Below are 16,641 nucleotides of genomic sequence, written 5' to 3' on the forward strand. Positions count from 1 at the left end.
TTAGTTCCGTTCCTGCGATGCTCATCGCAAATCACTCGTCCGTGCTCGGGACTAACCCGTCCGTTCGGCGCCCGCATCACCGGCTCGTCCCGAGATGGCCCAGCGGGAGCGCCGCGCTCGCCTTGATCTCGCCGAGCGAGAAGCTGGTGTGCAGATCCTTCACGTTGGGCAGGCGGAACAGCGTCTCCATCGTCCAGCGCGAGTAGGCGTCGAGGTCGGTGACCAGCACCTGCAGCTCGAAGGTGCCCGCGCCGCTGATGTAGTGGCACGAGATGACCTCGGGCAGGCCGCGGATGGCCTCTTCCAGCACGCGCGTGGCGTCGGCGTTGTCGCGCTCGGCGTCCACCCGCACGAAGGCGAGCACGCCCAGGCCGATCTTGCGGCGGTCGATCTCGGCGCGGTAGCCGGTGATGATGCCCAGCTCCTCGAGCCGGCGCACGCGGCGCCAGGTGGGCGCGGGCGACAAGCCGATGCGTGCGGCGAGGTCGGCGTTGGACTGGCGCGCGTCGCGCTGCAGCTCGCCCAGCAGCGCGATGTCGTAGCGGTCGAGGCCGCCGGCGTCGCGCGCCTCGCGCGCGTCCGCGTCACGCGGGGGCGACGGCGCGCGCGGCGTCTTGGCGCTCGCTTTTCCCGACTTCTCGCTTCTCGGCAAGGCTGATTCTCCAACGTGGCTTGTGCAGCAACATTGTTTCTCACGAGGCGCCCCAGGACAAGCATAAAGCAAGCACATCGCTGTGGCTTTTCCCTACACTGAACGGGTTCGTTGCCCCGCTTCCAACCGGCCACAAGCCGCACCGGCAAGCCCGCACCGTCCCTCGCGACGAACGCCCGCCTCATTCCCTTGACGTCCTGAACCCCAGGAGACGCGACCATGAACGCTCCCTTGCCCGAAAGCATCCGCAAAGCCCTCGAGACGGTGACGCTGGACGACAAATACGCGCTCGACACCGGCCGCGCGTTCATGAGCGGCGTGCAGGCGCTGGTGCGCTTGCCGATGCTGCAGCGCACGCGCGACGCGCTGGCCGGCCTGAACACCGCCGGCTTCATCAGCGGCTACCGTGGCTCGCCGCTGGGTGGCTACGACCAGGCGCTGTGGTCGGCCAAGAAGCACCTGGCCGCGCAGAACATCGTGTTCCAGCCGGGCGTCAACGAGGAACTCGGCGCGACGGCCGTGTGGGGCACGCAGCAGCTCGCGCTCTATCCGCAGACCAACAAGTTCGACGGCGTGTTCGGCCTCTGGTACGGCAAGGGCCCGGGCGTCGACCGCACCGCCGACGTGTTCAAGCACGCCAACATGGCCGGCACCTCGGCGCACGGCGGCGTGATCGCGATCGCCGGCGACGACCACGTCTCCAAGAGCTCGACCGCCGCGCACCAGAGCGACCACATCTTCAAGGCCTGCGGCATGCCGGTCTTCTTCCCGTCGTCGGTGCAGGACATCCTCGACATGGGGCTGCACGCGTTCGCGATGAGCCGCTTCTCGGGCGTGTGGACGTCGATGAAGACGATCCAGGAAGTGGTCGAGTCGTCGTCGACGGTCGACGTCGACCCGCACCGCGTCAACATCGTGCTGCCCGAGGACTTCGTGATGCCGCAAGGCGGCCTGCACATCCGCTGGCCGGATCCGCCGCTGGAGCAGGAAGCGCGCTTGATGGATTTCAAGTGGTACGCGGCGCTCGCCTACGTGCGCGCGAACAAGCTCAACCACAACGTCGTCGCGACGCCCAACGACCGGTTCGGCCTGATCGCCAGCGGCAAGGCCTACAACGACCTGCGCCAGGCGCTGGCCGACCTCGGGCTCGACGACGACACCTGCCGCGCGCTGGGCATCCGCATCCACAAGGTCAACGTCGTGTGGCCGCTGGAGGCGACGATCACGCGCGACTTCGCGCAAGGCCTCAAGGAGATCCTGGTCGTCGAGGAGAAGCGCCAGATGATCGAGTACCAGCTGAAGGAACAGCTGTACAACTGGCGCAACGACGTGCGCCCGACGGTGCTGGGCAAGTTCGACGAGCAGGAGGGCGATCTGTCCGGCGGCGAGTGGAGCAACCCGAACCCGGGCGACAACTGGCTGCTGCGTCCAAAGGCCGACCTGACGCCGGCCATCATCGCCAAGGCGGTCGCCAAGCGCCTGAAGAAGCTGGGCGTGCCCGAGGACATCGTGCGCCGCATGGACGAGCGCATCGCCGTCATCGAGGCCAAGGATCGCGCGCTGGCCGCGCTCAAGGCCGACACGGCCGCCGGCGTCGGCGACCGCACGCCGTGGTTCTGCTCCGGCTGCCCGCACAACACGTCGACCAAGGTGCCCGAGGGCTCGCGGGCGGTCGCGGGCATCGGCTGCCACTACATGGTCAACTGGATGGACCGCTCGACGTCCACCTTCACGCAGATGGGCGGCGAGGGCGTGCCCTGGGTCGGCCAGGCGCCGTTCACCACCGAGAAGCACATCTTCGCCAACCTCGGCGACGGCACCTACTACCACTCGGGGCTGCTGGCGATCCGGCAGTCGCTGTCCTCGCACGTCAACATCACGTACAAGATCCTGTTCAACGGCGCCGTCGCGATGACCGGCGGGCAGCCGGTGGACGGCCAGATCGACGTGGCGTCGACCACGCGCGAACTCGAAGCCGAAGGCGTCAAGCGCATCCTCGTGGTGAGCGACGAGCCCGAGCGCTACAACTCCGGCGTCAGGCTCGCCGAAGGCACGACCGTGCACCACCGCGACGAGCTCGACGCGCTGCAGCGCGAGCTGCGAGAGGTCGAGGGCGTCACCGTCATCATCTACGACCAGACCTGCGCCACCGAGAAGCGCCGCCGCCGCAAGCGCGGCACGATGGCGCAGAGCCCGCGCCGCGTGGTCGTCAACGAGACGGTATGCGAAGGCTGCGGCGACTGCTCGGTGCAGAGCAACTGCCTGTCGGTCGAGCCGGTCGAGACCGAGTTCGGCCGCAAGCGCCGCATCAACCAGAACACCTGCAACCAGGACTTCTCCTGCGCAAACGGCTTCTGCCCGAGCTTCGTGTCGGTCGAGGGCAAGCTGAAGAAGCCCGCGCCGGCGAAATCGAAGACGGCCGCGACGCTCCCGGAGATCCCGATGCCGACGCTGCCCAACGCCGAGTCGGCCTGGGGCATCGTCGTCGCCGGCATCGGCGGCACCGGCGTCATCACCATCGGCCAGCTGCTGGGAATGGCGGCGCACCTCGAAGGCAAGGGCGTGATCACGCAGGACGCGGCCGGCCTCGCGCAGAAGGGCGGCGCGACCTGGAGCCACATCCAGATCGCCAACACGCAGGAAGCGATCCTCACGACCAAGGTCGACGCGGCCAAGGCGGACGTCGTGATCGGCTGCGAGGCGATCGTGACGGCCAACCCGGTGACGCTGTCGGTGATGCGCGAAGGCCGCACCTACGTCGCGCTGAACACGCACGACTCGCCCACCGCGAGCTTCGTCAACAACCCGGGCTGGCAGTTCCCGGGCGGCCAGTGCGAGGCGGCGATCGCCAACGCCGTCGGCAAGGACCTGCTGGGCGCATTCGACGCCGACAAGGTCGCCGTGCAGTTGCTGGGCGACTCCATCTTCACCAACCCGCTGATGCTGGGCTACGCGTGGCAGAAGGGCCGCATCCCGGTCGGCCTCGAGGCGCTGATGCGCTCGATGGAGCTCAACGGCGTGCAGGTCGAGAAGAACAAGGCCGCGTTCGAGTGGGGCCGTCGTTGCGCGCACGACTTGGCGTCGGTGCAGGCGCAGTTCGTCGCGGCCAAGGTGATCGAGTTCGTCAAGAAGCCGTCGCTGGCCGAGACCGTGCAGCGCCGTGTCGACTTCCTCACCGGCTACCAGAACGCGGCGTACGCGGCGCAATACGCGGCCGTCGTCGACCGGGTCAAGGCCGCCGAGGCCCCGCTGGGCGGCACGCGCCTGACCGACGCGGTCGCGCGCAACCTGTTCAAGCTGATGGCCTACAAGGACGAGTACGAGGTCGCGCGGCTGCACACCGACCCGGCTTTCCTTGCGAAGCTGGCCGACCAGTTCGAGGACGGCTTCAAGCTCAAGTACCACGTCGCGCCGCCGCTGCTCGCCGCGAAGAACGCCAAGGGCGAGCTGATCAAGAAGACCTACGGCGGCTGGATGAAGAGCGCGTTCGGCGTGCTCGCGAAGTTCAAGGGCCTGCGCGGGACCGCGTTCGACGTCTTCGGCTACACGGAAGAACGCAAGATGGAACGCGCGCTGATCGTCGACTACCGCGCGCTGGTCGACGAGCTGCTGGCGTCACTGTCGGCCGATCGCCTGGGCGATGCCGTCGCGCTGGCCTCGCTGCCGGAAGAGATCAAGGGCTACGGCCACGTGAAGGAGCGGCACCTCGTGAAGGCGCGCGCGAAGTGGGACACGCAGCTGGCCGCCTGGCGCGTCGGCCGCGCGGCGAAGGCGGCCTGACGGCGGATACAGTCGGCGGGTGACGAATCCGCCGACCGCCCTGCTCTCGCTGACCCACGTCCGCCGCGAATTCGCGGGCGGCCGCGTCGCATTGGCGGACGTCAGCCTGTCCGTCGGGGACGGCGAATTCGTCAGCCTGCTCGGCGCCTCCGGCTGCGGCAAGAGCACGGTGCTGCGGTTGCTCAGCGGACTCGACGTGCCCACCTCCGGCACGATCGCGCGCAACCTGCCGGCCGATGCGGTGCCCGGCTACGTCTTCCAGGACGCGGCGCTGATGCCCTGGGCCAGCGTGCGCCGCAACGTGGAACTGCCGCTGATGCTGCGCGGCGGACGCGCGGCGGCGATGCGCGAGCGTGTCGATTCGGCGCTGCGCGCCGTCGGCCTCGCCGATTCGGCCGGCGCCGTGCCGCGCGAACTCTCGGGCGGCATGAAGATGCGTGCGTCGCTGGCGCGCGCACTGGTCACGTCGCCGCGGCTGTGGCTGCTGGACGAGCCGTTCGGCGCGCTCGACGAGATCACGCGCTTCGCGTTGAACCAGACGCTGCTGTCGCTGTGCCAGCCGCGCGACGGCGGCGCGCCGGCCACGGCGGTCTTCGTCACCCACAGCGTCTACGAGGCGGTCTTCCTCAGCCAGCGCGTGCTGGTGATGGCGCGGCCGGGCCGGGTCGTCGACGACATCGCGATCGACGTGCCGTATCCACGCGACGCCGGCTTCCGCGCGACGCCGCAGTTCGCGGCGCTGTGCGCGCGCGTGTCGGACGCGCTGCAACGCGCCAGCGCCGTGGGGGCGCCCGCGTGACGCGCGCGGGCGTGCCGGCGCTGTCGGTGGCGGTGTTCCTGCTCGCGTGGGAGATCGCAGTGCGCGCGCTGCACATCCCGGCCTACCTGCTGCCCGCGCCGTCGCTGATCGCCACCACGCTGGCCGACAACTTCGCGTCGCTGGCGCTGAGCTGGTGGTTCACCGTGCGCATCACGCTGATCGCGCTGGCGCTCGCGATGGCCGGCGGCGTGCTGATCGCCGCGCTGTTCGCGCTCTCGCGCACCGCCGAACGCGCGCTGGCGCCGTTCGCGGTGGTGCTGCAGGTCACGCCCATCGTGGCGATCGCGCCGCTGATCATGATCCTGACCGACAGCCCGCTCGCGACGGTGATCGTCTGCGCCTGGATCGTCGCGTTCTTCCCGATCCTCGCCAACACGCTGACCGGCCTGCGCAGCGTCGACGCCAACCTGCGCGACCTGTTCGCGCTGCAGCGCGCGAGCCGCTGGCAGACGCTGCGCCACCTGCTGGTGCCCGCCGCGCTGCCGTCGTTCATGACGGGCCTGCGCATCGCCGGCGGCCTCGCGCTGATCGGCGAGGTGGGCGGCGAGTTCGCGGCCGGGGCCGCGGGACGCGACACGGGGCTGGCGTCTCGCATCCTCGAGTCGGCGTTCCGCACCGAGATTCCGAAGATGTTCGCGGCGCTGACGCTCGTCGCCTGCACCGGCGTCGCGCTCTACCTGCTGACCGGCGCGCTGAGTCGCGCGCTGCTGCAGCGCTGGCACGAGAGCGAGCGCATCTAGCGCGTTCAGCCCACCAGCTTCTTCCAGAACGAGGTCGCCGCCGGCCTGGTCTTGGCGTCGTAGATCTCGGCGGGGATGCCGATCATCGCCGGGCCCGACATCGTCGCCCCGGCGAGCGACTGCCCATCGTTGAGCGCCTTGTTGGCCGCGCCGACCATCGAGCTGCGCTTGGCGACGTTGGAGAACACGGTGCGCGGGCCGTCGCGGTAGATCGCGGCCGCGATCTTGACCGTCTCGCCGAAGATCGGCTCGCGGTCGAACGGGAAGTCCTTCCAGGTGCCGTCGCTGGCCCGCGCGCTGAAGGTGGTGGGCAGCGTCACGTCGCCCACGTGGGGCAGCAACACGTAGCCGAAGGCCTCGGGGATCCAGTCGACGAGGCGGCGCACGGTCATCTTGTCGCTGGCGAAGCGGCCGATGGCGATCTCGATCTCCAGGTCGCGCCGGTCGCCCTCACCCAGTTGCGAGATGGCGCGCTGGATGTCTTCAGTGGAAACGTTCAGCATGGCAAGGCGGATCAGTGGACCGACAAAATCAATGCACGATGGTCGCACGCCGCGCGCGGGCCGTCGCCCGCGCGCGGGGCGCCGGCGCCGACACGAGTTCGCGCAGCCGCTCGCCCGTCAGCGCGCCCAGCTTGCCCGCGATGGCCAGCACCGGCGGCGCCGAAAGCATGCGCGCAAAGGCCTCGCGCACCTGGTCGGCCGACACGCCCTCGACGCGCGCGCGCAGCTCCTCGGGCGAGCGCACGCGGCCGTGCACGAACAGGTCCAGCGCGGCGTCTTCCACGCGGCGCACCGGGCGCTCCTGCGCGCGCATCCGGCGCACGGCGATCTGGTTGCGGGCGCGTTCGAGGTCGATCGCGCCGACCGACGCGGCGTGCGACTGCAGCAGCCGGTGCGTCTCGCGCAGCAGCTCGTCGACCTTGTCCGGCGTGGTCGACGCCTCGATCACGAACTGCCCGCAGGCCTCCATGATGTCGGCCGAGCACGCGGCGTAGTAGACGAGGCCGCGGCGCTCGCGGATCTCGTTCATCAGCGGCGAGCTCATGCCCTCGCCGAACAATGCGGCGGCCACGCTGGCGGCGGGCTGGTCGTCCTTCATCGAGGCGATCGGATAGCCCAGCACGACGTGGCTCTGGCTGCAGCCGGCCAGCCGGTTGGCCTTGACGCCGCCCAGCCACGCCGGCGCCTCCATCGAGTGCGCGCCGCCGGCGGGCATGTCGCCGAACGCGGCCTCGGCCTCGCGCACGATGGCGTCGTGGTCGACGTTGCCGGCCACGCCGACGACGACGTTGGCGCCGCTGTATTGCTGCCCGACGTAGGCCAGCAGCTCGTCGCGCGTGAAGCGCTCGATGTTGCGGCGCGTCCCGATCACGGCCTGCGCCATCGGATGCGCGCCGTAGCAGAGCTTGTCGAACTGGCGGAACGCGGTCGACATCGGGTCTTCCTCGTCCTCGAGATATTCCTGCAGGATCACCTGGCGCTCGCGTTCGAGCTCGGCGGCCGGGAACGTGGGCCGGCGCACGATGTCGCCCAGCATGCGCACGAATTCGACGGCGTCGCGCGCCATTCCGCTGAGGTGGTAGGCGGTGTGGTCCTTGTCGGTGTGCGCGTTGACCTCGGCGCCCAGGCGTTCGGCGTCGATGTTGATCTTCGCGGCGTCGCGCGTGGTCGTGCCCTTGAACGCCATGTGCTCGACGACGTGGCTGATGCCGTTCAGGCGGGCGCTCTCGTGGCCCGAGCCGGTGCGCACGAACACGCTGGCGCTCGCGCTGGCGAGCCACGGCATGTGGATGGTGACGACACGCACGCCGTTGGCGAGCGTCGTGAGGCGGGTGTCCTGGCTGTCCGGAAATTGCATGCCCCCATTGTCGGCGACCGGCGCGGCCGGCCCTCCGCGCAGGGGCTTGACGCTTTCCGCACTCGACGGTGGCTCGTATGATGGCCCGCGTCCTCCTGCCACGGATCCCCCATGCCAACCATCAAGCTCGCCCTGTTCGCCACGCTGCTCGCCGCCAGCGTGGCCGCGCACGCCCTCGACAAGGTCGTCTTCGCCACCAACTGGAAGGCCCAGGCCGCGCACGGCGGCTTCTACCAGGCGGTGGCCGACGGCACGTACAAGCGCTACGGCCTCGACGTCGAGATCCGCCAGGGCGGTCCGCAGGTCAACAACCGCCCGCTGCTGCCCGCCGGCCGCATCGATTTCCTGATGACGGGCAACCTGCTGCACAGCTTCGACAACGTCAAGAATGGCGTGCCGGTGATCGCGGTGGCGGCGATGTTCCAGAAGGATCCGCAGGCGCTGATCGCGCACCCGGACGCCGGCTATGCCAGGTTCGAGGACCTGGCCAGGTCGCCCACGATCTACGTCGCCAAGGACGCCCAGTTCTCGTGGTGGCAGTGGCTCAAGGCCGACTACGCGTTCAAGGACGAATCGCTGCGCCCGTACAACTACAACGTCGGCCCGTTCCTCGCCGACAAGAAGAGCCTGCAGCAAGGCTACGCGGTGGAAGAGCCGATCACCATCGCCAGGCAGGGCGGCTTCAAGCCCGCGGTGTTCCTGCTCGCCGACCACGGCTACAGCACCTATTCGACGACGATCGAGGCGCGCACCGACACGGTCAGGAACAAGCCCGACCTCGTCAAGCGCTTCGTCGAGGCCTCCATCGTCGGCTGGAACAACTACCTCTACGGCGACCGCAAGGCCGCCGACGCGCTCATCAAGCAGGACAACCCCGAGATGACCGACGACCTCATCGCGCAGAGCCTGCAGCTGATGAAGGACATGGGCATCGTCGACTCGGGCGACGCCCAGACGCTGGGCATCGGCGCGATGAAGCCCGAGCGCGTGAAGGACTTCTACGACAAGATGGTGCGCGCCGGGCTCTACAAGGCCGGCGACGTCGACCTGTCCAAGGTGGCGACGACGCAGTTCGTCAACCAGGGCGTGGGCGTCGACTTGCGAAAGAAGCTGACGGGCCGCTAGAGCGACATCGACGCCCGCGGCGCCATCGCCGCGCGCCAGCGCTGCAGATGCGGATGCTCGTCGCCCGGCTTGACCTTGACGACGCGCGCGAAGTCGACGGCCACCACGGCGGTGATGTCGGCGACGCTGAAGCGATCGGTCGCGACGAACTCGCGTGCGGCCAGATGCTCGTTCAGCACCTCGAAGAAGCGCTGCACGCGCGCGCGGCCGCGTTCCGCGAGCGCGGGGATCTGCGCGTAGTCGACCGGCCCGGGCAAGGCGCGGTTGGCCATCGCCGGCGAACCGTTGCGCAGCGCCTCGGCGATGGCCATCAGGCCCTCGAACTCGATGCGCCAGTTCCAGCTCGCGACATCGGCCTTCTCCGCCGGCGCGACGCCCAACAGCGGCGGCTGCGGAAAGCGCGCCTCGACCCAGGCGGCGATCGCGGCGTTGTCCGTCAGCAGCAGGCCGTCGTCGGTCCGCAACGCCGGCACGGTGCAGCGCGGATTGATGCGACGGTAGGCCTCGCCCATCTGCTCGTTGGTGCGCAGGTCGATCTGCACGGTCTCGTGCGCGACGCCCTTCTCGGCCAGCAGGATGCGGGCGCGGCGTGGGCTCGGCGCCGTGGCGCAGTCGTAGAGCGTGATCATCGTGGGGCCACCTTGTCCTGTGTGTGGGTGTCGAAGTCGCTCGCGTCATGGCGCTCGTGCAACTGGCTGGCCGGATCGCCGAACACGCGGTTGACCATGCGGCCGCGCTTGACGGCGGGCCGCTGCGCGATCGCGTCGGTCCAGCGCACGACGTTGGCGTAGGCCTGCACGTCCAGGAACACGCCCGCCTCGTACAGCAGGCCCTTCACGAGGCTGCCGTACCAGGGCCAGATCGCCATGTCGGCAATTGTGTAGTCGTCGCCCGCCATGTACGCGCGATCGGCAAGGTGGCGATCGAGCACGTCGAGCTGGCGCTTGACCTCCATCGCGTAGCGATCGATGGCGTACTCGATCTTCTCCGGCGCGTAGGCGTAGAAGTGCCCGAAGCCGCCGCCGAGGAACGGCGCGCTGCCCATCTGCCAGAAAAGCCACGACAGGCACTCCGCGCGCGCGGCGCCGCCGGCCGGCAGGAACGCGCCGAACTTCTCCGCCAGGTGCAGCAGGATCGCGCCCGACTCGAACACGCGAACCGGTTGCGGGCCGCTGCGATCCACCAGCGCCGGGATCTTGGAATTCGGATTGGCCGCGACGAAGCCGCTGCCGAACTGGTCACCCTCGTTGATGCGGATCAGCCAGGCGTCGTACTCGGCGCCGCGATGCCCGAGCGCCAGCAGCTCCTCCAGCATCACCGTCACCTTGACGCCGTTGGGCGTGGCCAGCGAATAGAGCTGCAGCGGGTGCCGGCCGACGGGCAGATCCTTGTCGTGCGTCGCGCCGGCGATCGGCCGATTGATGTTGGCGAAGCGGCCGCCGTTGTCCTTGTTCCAGGTCCAGACGGTGGGCGGCACGTAAGGGGACGAATCGTTCATGCAGGCAGTCTCCAGGCTGAGCCGCGAAGGTAACCGAGACGCGGACGACGTGTCGGCAACGCGGGATCAGGCCGCCCGACGCCGGCTGCCGATCATGACCAGCCCCACCCCCGACAGGATCACCGCCATCCCGGCGATCATGGGCGTGCTGACCGTCTCGCCAACGAACAGCACCCCCAGTCCCACCGCCACCACCGGGTTGACGTAGGCGTAGCTGGTGGCCAGCGCCGGCCGCGAATGGCCGATGACGTAGACGAACGCGGTGTAGGCGACGAGCGATCCGAAGACGACCAGGTAGGCGAGCGCGAGCCAGGCGGACAGCGGCACCGTCGCCACGTCGAGGCGCTCGCCGTGCAGCGCCGCCATCGCGACCAGGCTCGTCCCGCCGCCCACCATCTGCACGGCCGCGGACATCGGCCCCTTGGGCAGGTCGAGCCGCGGCTGCAGCACCGTGGCGCCGGCCCACGACGCGCCCGCGATGAACAGCACCGCGACATAGGCGGGGCTCGCGGCGGCGTGCAGGTCGAGGTTCAGCAGTCCCATGCCGGCCAGGCCCAGGCCGATGCCCAGCCATTCGAGCAGGCGCGGCCGCACGCCGAACAGGCCCCACGCGAACAGCACCGCGAAGACCGGCGTGCCCGCGATGATCAGCGCGGCCAGGCCGGACGGCACGCGGGTCTCGGCCACGCACACGAAGCCGTTGCCCAGGCCCATCATCATGAAGCCGATCAACGCGCCGTTGCGCCATTGCCGCCACGTCGGCCACGGCGCGCCGCGCAACTTCAGGAACGCGAGCAGGATCGGCCCGGCGCAGAAGTTGCGGATCGCCGAGGAGATCAGCGGCGGAATGCCGTCGACGACGAAGTGGATGGCCAGGTAGGTCGAGCCCCAGACGACGTAGACGATGGCCAGGCAGAGGACGAGCAGCGGGGAGCGCGAGGTGTTCGGCATGGAGCGCCGAGTGGAACAGAAACGCGCCGGCCCTTGCCGGCCGCGGACTACTCCACGGTGCAAGGGCCGTCCGATGGCAATGCCTACTTCAGGTCGTAGCGATCGAGGTTCATCACCTTGGTCCAGGCGGCGACGAAGTCGCGCACGAACTTCGGGCCGGCGTCGTCGGCCGCATAGACCTCCGCGATCGCACGCAGCTGCGAGTTGGAACCGAACACGAGGTCGACGACGGTGCCCGTCCACTTCGGCTCGCCGGTCTGGCGGTCGAGGCCTTCCAGCACGCCCTCGGTGGCCGACTTCTGCCAGCGCGTGCGCATGTCCAGCAGGTTGACGAAGAAATCGTTCGACAGCGTGCCGGGACGCTTCGTGAACACGCCGTGCGCGGTGTGGCCGGCATTGGCGTCCAGCGCGCGCAGGCCGCCGACCAGCACCGTCATCTCGGGCGCGGTCAGCGTCAGCAACTGCGCCTTGTCGACCAGCAGTTCGGCCGCGTGGCCTTCGAGGCCGGCGTGCAGCCAGTTGCGGAAGCCGTCGGCACGCGGCTCCAGCGGCTCGAACGAGGCGACATCGGTCTGCGCCTGCGAGGCGTCCATGCGACCCGGCGCGAAGGGCACGGTCACGTCGTGGCCGGCTTGGCTCGCCGCGTCCTCGATCGCCGTGTTGCCCGCCAGCACGATCAGGTCGGCCAGCGAGATCTTCTTGCCGCCGGACTGCGCGGCGTTGAAGTCGCGCTGGATGCCCTTGAGCGTGGCCAGCACCTTCGCGAGCTGCGCCGGCTGGTTGGCCGCCCAGTCCTTCTGCGGCGCGAGGCGGATGCGCGCGCCGTTGGCGCCGCCGCGCTTGTCGCCGCCGCGGAAGGTCGACGCCGACGCCCACGCCGTGCTCACCAGCTCCGCGGTCGTCAGGCCGGATGCGCGTACCCTGGCCTTCAGCGCCGCGACGTCCTGCTCGCTCGCCAGCGGATGGTCGACCGCGGGGATCGGATCCTGCCAAATCAGCTCCTCCTGCGGCACGAGCTTGCCGAGATAGCGGGCGCGCGGCCCCATGTCGCGGTGCGTCAGCTTGAACCAGGCGCGCGCGAAGGCGTCGGCGAAGGCCTGCGGGTCGGCCATGAAGCGGCGCGAGATCTTCTCGTAGGCCGGGTCGAGGCGCAGCGCCATGTCGGCGGTCGTCATCATCGGCGCGTGGCGCCTGGTCGGATCGTGCGCGTCGGGCACGGCCGTCGCGGCGGCGCCGCCGGCCGGCTTCCACTGGTGCGCGCCGGCCGGGCTCTTCGTCAGTTCCCATTCGTGGCCGAACAGCGTCTCGAAGAAGCTCATGTCCCAGGTCGTCGGCGTCGGCGTCCAGGCGCCTTCGATGCCGCTGGTGATCGTGTGGAAGCCGCGGCCCGAGCCGAAGCTGTTGGCCCAGCCCAGGCCCTGCTCCTCGATGCTGGCGCCTTCGGGCTCCGCGCCGACGTGCGCGGCCGGGCCCGCGCCGTGCGCCTTGCCGAAGGTGTGGCCGCCGGCGACGAGGGCGACGGTCTCCTCGTCGTCCATGGCCATCCGTGCGAACGTCTCGCGGATGTCGAAGCCCGAGGCCTTCGGGTCGGGATTGCCGTTCGGGCCTTCCGGATTGACGTAGATCAGGCCCATCTGCACCGCCGCGAGCGGATGCGCGAGCTCGCGGTTCGTGCCATAGCGCTCGTCGCCCAGCCACTTCTTCTCCGAGCCCCACCAGACCTCGAGATGCGGCTCCCAGATGTCCCGCCGCCCGCCGGCGAAGCCGAAGGTCTTGAAACCCATGGACTCCAGCGCGACATTGCCGGTCAGCACGATCAGGTCGGCCCACGACAGCTTGCGCCCGTACTTCTGCTTGATCGGCCACAGCAGGCGCCGCGCCTTGTCGAGGTTGCCGTTGTCCGGCCAGCTGTTGAGCGGCGCGAAGCGCTGCGCGCCGGTGCCCGCGCCGCCGCGGCCGTCGGTGATGCGGTAGGTGCCCGCCGCGTGCCAGGCCATGCGGATGAACAGCGGGCCGTAGTGGCCGTAGTCGGCCGGCCACCAGTCCTGCGAGTCGGTCATCAGCGCGCGCAGGTCGGCGACGACGGCGTCGAGGTCCAGGGTCTTGAACTCCGCGGCGTAGTCGAACGACTCGCCCATCGGATCGGACTTGCTGGACTGCTGGTGCAGGATGTCGAGATTGAGCTGGTTCGGCCACCAGTCGGCGTTGCGCGGCGCGTTCGCGACGGCGTGCTGGCCGACACCGTGCGGGAACGGGCACTTGGCTTGGTCTGACATGGGCGATCTCCTTTGATCTGGTTCATTGCGCGGGACACGGCGACCGAGGTTCGCCGGGGCAGGCCACGACTGTCATCCCTCCTTGGCTATTGCGCCAATTCATCCTTTCGAACTAGTCGATAGCTAAAATCTTTCATGTCTTGCTCGGCCATTGACTTGGCCCCACGAGACATTCGGTGCCTGCGACCAAGCCCGAAGCCGCGCGCCGGCCTCGATTGCCTAGACTGCAGGCCGTCGTCGTCACCGGAGTCTCTCGTGCCCGCCTTTTCCCGACTGCCAGCCTGGATTGCCGCGATGGTCGTGGCCGCTGCCGCCAGCGTCCTCCCCGCCGCGCGCGCCGCCGACACGCCCACGGCAACGGCGACGGCGGCCGCCAGCCGCCTCGACGACATCCTCGCCCGCGGCGTGCTGCGCGTGGGCACCACCGGCGACTACAAACCGTTCAGCTACCGCGTCGGCAACGGCGAGTTCATCGGCCTGGACATCGCGCTCGCCGCCGACCTCGCGAAGTCGCTGGGCGTCAAGCTGCAACTGGTGCCCACGACGTGGGGCGCGCTGATGTCCGACCTTGGGGACGACCGCTTCGATCTCGCGATGGGCGGCGTCTCCGTCTCGCTGGAGCGCCAGAAGAAGGCCTGGTTCTCGCTGCCCTACCTGCGCGACGGCAAGACGCCGATCGCGCGCTGCGAGGATGCGCGCAAGTACCAGACCCTGGCCGACATCGACCGCCCCGACGTGCGCCTGATCGTCAACCCGGGCGGCACCAACGAGCGCTTCGCGCGCGCACAGGCCCCGCACGCGACGCTGACGGTGTTTCCCGACAACGTGGCGATCTTCGACCGCATCGCCGCCGGCGAGGCCGACGTGATGATCACCGACGCGATCGAGGCCCGCCTGCAGCAGCGCCTGCATCCGAAGCTGTGCGCGATCCATCCCGAGGCGCCGTTCGACTTCTCCGAGAAGGCCGTGCTGCTGCCGCGCGACGCCGCGCTGAAGGCCTACGTCGACCAATGGCTGCACCAGGCCGTCGAGAGCGGCGCGTTCGCGCGCGCCAACGAGCAGTGGCTGGGGTATCCATGGGGCATCGAGTCGCTGCGCACGCTGATCGACGCGCGCCTGCTGCTGGCGCCCGATGTCGCGCAGTTCAAGTGGAACCATCACCTCCCGATCGAGGACCTGCCGCGCGAGGCCGAGGTCATCGCGGCGCTCGGTCGCCAGGCGAGCGCCCTGGGCGTGCCGCAGCCCTGGGCCGAGGCGTTCTTCCGCGCCCAGATCGAGGCATCCAAGACGGCCCAGAACGAGCTGTTCCAGGGTTGGGACGTGTTCAAGCGCGGCCAGTTTCCCGACGCGCCGGATCTCGTCACGGTGACGCGCCCGAAGCTCGACCGGCTCACCGACCAGTTGCTGCACGCGCTGGCCGAGAACTGGCCCGTGCTGAGCGATCCGACGCGGCGCGAGGACGTCCTGCGCGCGATGCATCCGATGCAGGCCGAGGATCTCAGCGCCAAGGCGGTCACCCAGGCGATCGCGCCGCTGGGTCGCTGAGCAACGGGAAATAAAAAAGCAGCCGGCTGGCTGCTTTCTGGCGGGTGCCTGGCGCCGAGGGCGCCGGGCAGGTGGCGCTGGCTCAGTCGCGAGCGCGGCGCTTGACCAGGAAGCCCATCAGGCCGAGGCCGGCGAGCAGCAGGGCCATGTTGGCGGGTTCGGGAACGGCCGGCAGCGGGCCGGTGTCGCCAGGAGCCTGGAGCGTCACGTTGAAGGCCGTGCCGATCATCGTCGCGGGCGAACCGGCGATCTCGAAGAAGTACGTGCCTGCCGGCAGGCCCGAGAACGTCGTGTTGACGATGGTGCCACCGAACGTGAACACGGTGCCTGCCAGCGCGCCCGGCGTGCCCGAGTCACCCGTCGACGTGCCGTTGTACAGCGAGAACGAGGCGCTGCCGTCGACCGTCGGGCCCAGGTACGTGTTGGCCGAGACGTTCAGGTCCGTCGTGCTGTCCAGCATGAAGTTGTAGACGTAGTCGAAGCTGCTCGTGTACGTCGGCTGGATGTCGGCCTGGACGGCGCTGTACAGATCGGGGCCGAGATCGGCGCCGTTCGCGATGGGGTTGCCACCGGCGTCGTACAGCACGCCGATCGTGGCGGCGGAAGCTGCGCTGCCGGCCAGAGCCAGTGCGAGCGCAACGAGGGGAGTGGTCAGTTTCATGGAAGTCTTCTCCTAGCGATTGAGGGTATGGCCGAGCTATCGGGATCGAATTGCCTGTAACCCATTGCAACCCTCGTTCCCACGCTCGTCAATCGACGGCATATCGCTTACCCCTACCATGTTTTGGGGGTGTCCCAGGGCGATCGAGCCCGCCTGCTCTGCCTTTCTGCTCATCAGTAAGCCGATTTTTCGCTGCAAACCCTGGTTAGGCGCCGACGCCTGCCGCCGTATTCTCATGAACCCTGTGGGGACATATAATTTTGCTGCATTGCATCAATAACAACGCCATGCGTCGCCATCGCGACGGCGATTTGCGCCACCGGCGAATTGGTCGACAGCAACGCTGTCGACAATCGATTCCGAATGCTTCGCAACGTCGTCACGAGCGCCGTTTTCCCTCGTGAGCGGCCCGCCGGGCACCTGGCACCTCTGCTCGGCCGCCGCTATCGCGCGATTTTTAATTTTCGTGCCTGCCACGGAATAGCCGATCGCTCTTGATATTCAGAATGTGATTTGTCGCCAGACGGCGACAAATCCGCCCGAGATACTCCAAAAGATACTCCAGGCGCCCCTGAAAAGGGCCGAATCGGTGCCTTTCTGCTCGACAGTGACGCAACAATATTGTCAAAACCGCTCAATTGCTGTCGAGCTGCATGTTGTTGCATGTTGCCGAATGGTCGAGTAGATACTTCGGTAATATTCGCCTGCCGTTGCAATTCGGCAACCCATCAAG

13 protein-coding genes and 1 pseudogene are annotated in these 16,641 nt (G+C 68.9%); 6 read left to right on the forward strand and 8 right to left on the reverse strand.

The genetic code is table 11. The features are described 5' to 3' along the window. Positions 1-76 precede the first annotated feature (76 nt). Positions 77-652 (reverse strand): Lrp/AsnC family transcriptional regulator, encoded by a 576-nt coding sequence (locus LPC04_RS08790; protein WP_275681796.1) that lies wholly within the window; start codon positions 650-652, stop codon positions 77-79. Positions 653-871: 219 nt separating this feature from the next. On the opposite strand from LPC04_RS08790, the gene LPC04_RS08795 reads away from it, so the two are divergent. The 3 genes from LPC04_RS08795 to LPC04_RS08805 are packed head-to-tail and all read left to right on the forward strand — an operon-like array spanning position 872 to position 5,992. After that, on the forward strand, positions 872-4,432 hold the full coding sequence (locus LPC04_RS08795) for an indolepyruvate ferredoxin oxidoreductase family protein (RefSeq protein ID WP_275681797.1): 3,561 nt from the start codon (positions 872-874) through the stop codon (positions 4,430-4,432). Positions 4,433-4,451: 19 nt separating this feature from the next. Then, positions 4,452-5,231, forward strand: coding sequence for an ABC transporter ATP-binding protein (locus LPC04_RS08800; RefSeq protein WP_275681798.1), 780 nt, complete (start codon positions 4,452-4,454; stop codon positions 5,229-5,231). Further along, entirely contained in the window at positions 5,228-5,992 is a 765-nt protein-coding gene (locus LPC04_RS08805) for an ABC transporter permease (RefSeq protein ID WP_275681799.1), read from the forward strand. The genes LPC04_RS08800 and LPC04_RS08805 overlap by 4 nt, the downstream gene beginning before the upstream one ends. Before the next feature lie 5 nt (positions 5,993-5,997). Here LPC04_RS08805 and LPC04_RS08810 read toward each other — a convergent pair whose 3' ends face one another. Beyond that, a complete protein-coding gene (locus LPC04_RS08810) occupies positions 5,998-6,495 on the reverse strand; it encodes a hypothetical protein (protein ID WP_275681800.1) in 498 nt (165 codons plus the stop codon). Positions 6,496-6,523: 28 nt separating this feature from the next. Further along, positions 6,524-7,852 carry a M16 family metallopeptidase gene (locus tag LPC04_RS08815; RefSeq protein WP_275681801.1) on the reverse strand — a complete coding sequence of 443 codons (1,329 nt, stop codon included), beginning with the start codon at positions 7,850-7,852 and terminating at the stop codon, positions 6,524-6,526. A 111-nt stretch (positions 7,853-7,963) separates the two neighbouring features. Here LPC04_RS08815 and LPC04_RS08820 point away from each other — a divergent pair, with 111 nt between their 5' ends. Then, positions 7,964-8,977, forward strand: a complete 1,014-nt coding sequence (locus tag LPC04_RS08820) for an ABC transporter substrate-binding protein (protein WP_275681802.1) — start codon at positions 7,964-7,966, stop codon at positions 8,975-8,977. Here LPC04_RS08820 and LPC04_RS08825 read toward each other — a convergent pair. The 4 genes from LPC04_RS08825 to katG all read right to left on the reverse strand — a co-directional run bounded on the left by LPC04_RS08825 (position 8,974) and on the right by katG (position 13,702). Continuing rightward, positions 8,974-9,606, reverse strand: a complete 633-nt coding sequence (locus LPC04_RS08825; RefSeq protein ID WP_275681803.1) for a glutathione S-transferase family protein — start codon at positions 9,604-9,606, stop codon at positions 8,974-8,976. The genes LPC04_RS08820 and LPC04_RS08825 overlap by 4 nt on opposite strands. Next, positions 9,603-10,475 carry a glutathione-dependent disulfide-bond oxidoreductase gene (gene yghU / locus LPC04_RS08830; RefSeq protein WP_275681804.1) on the reverse strand — a complete coding sequence of 291 codons (873 nt, stop codon included), beginning with the start codon at positions 10,473-10,475 and terminating at the stop codon, positions 9,603-9,605. Before yghU ends, LPC04_RS08825 begins: the two co-directional genes overlap by 4 nt. 66 nt (positions 10,476-10,541) lie before the next feature. Continuing rightward, positions 10,542-11,426, reverse strand: a complete 885-nt coding sequence (gene yedA / locus LPC04_RS08835; RefSeq protein ID WP_275681805.1) for a drug/metabolite exporter YedA — start codon at positions 11,424-11,426, stop codon at positions 10,542-10,544. Positions 11,427-11,509: 83 nt separating this feature from the next. After that, positions 11,510-13,702: a catalase/peroxidase HPI gene (gene katG / locus LPC04_RS08840; RefSeq protein WP_275681806.1), complete on the reverse strand. Its 2,193-nt coding sequence runs from the start codon at positions 13,700-13,702 to the stop codon at positions 11,510-11,512. A 294-nt stretch (positions 13,703-13,996) separates the two neighbouring features. On the opposite strand from katG, the pseudogene LPC04_RS29045 reads away from it, so the two are divergent. Continuing rightward, positions 13,997-14,782: pseudogene (locus LPC04_RS29045) on the forward strand (transporter substrate-binding domain-containing protein); the annotation flags it as partial. Positions 14,783-14,794: 12 nt separating this feature from the next. After that, on the forward strand, positions 14,795-15,247 hold the full coding sequence (gene aroQ, locus LPC04_RS29050) for a gamma subclass chorismate mutase AroQ (protein ID WP_338055430.1): 453 nt from the start codon (positions 14,795-14,797) through the stop codon (positions 15,245-15,247). 82 nt (positions 15,248-15,329) lie between these two features. On the opposite strand, the gene LPC04_RS08850 is transcribed toward aroQ, so the two are convergent. Further along, entirely contained in the window at positions 15,330-15,908 is a 579-nt protein-coding gene (locus LPC04_RS08850) for a PEP-CTERM sorting domain-containing protein (protein ID WP_275681808.1), read from the reverse strand. Positions 15,909-16,641 lie beyond the last annotated feature (733 nt).

Origin of the sequence: Scleromatobacter humisilvae (genome assembly GCF_023231945.1) — a bacterium.
GTDB lineage: Bacteria > Pseudomonadota > Gammaproteobacteria > Burkholderiales > Burkholderiaceae_C > Scleromatobacter > Scleromatobacter humisilvae.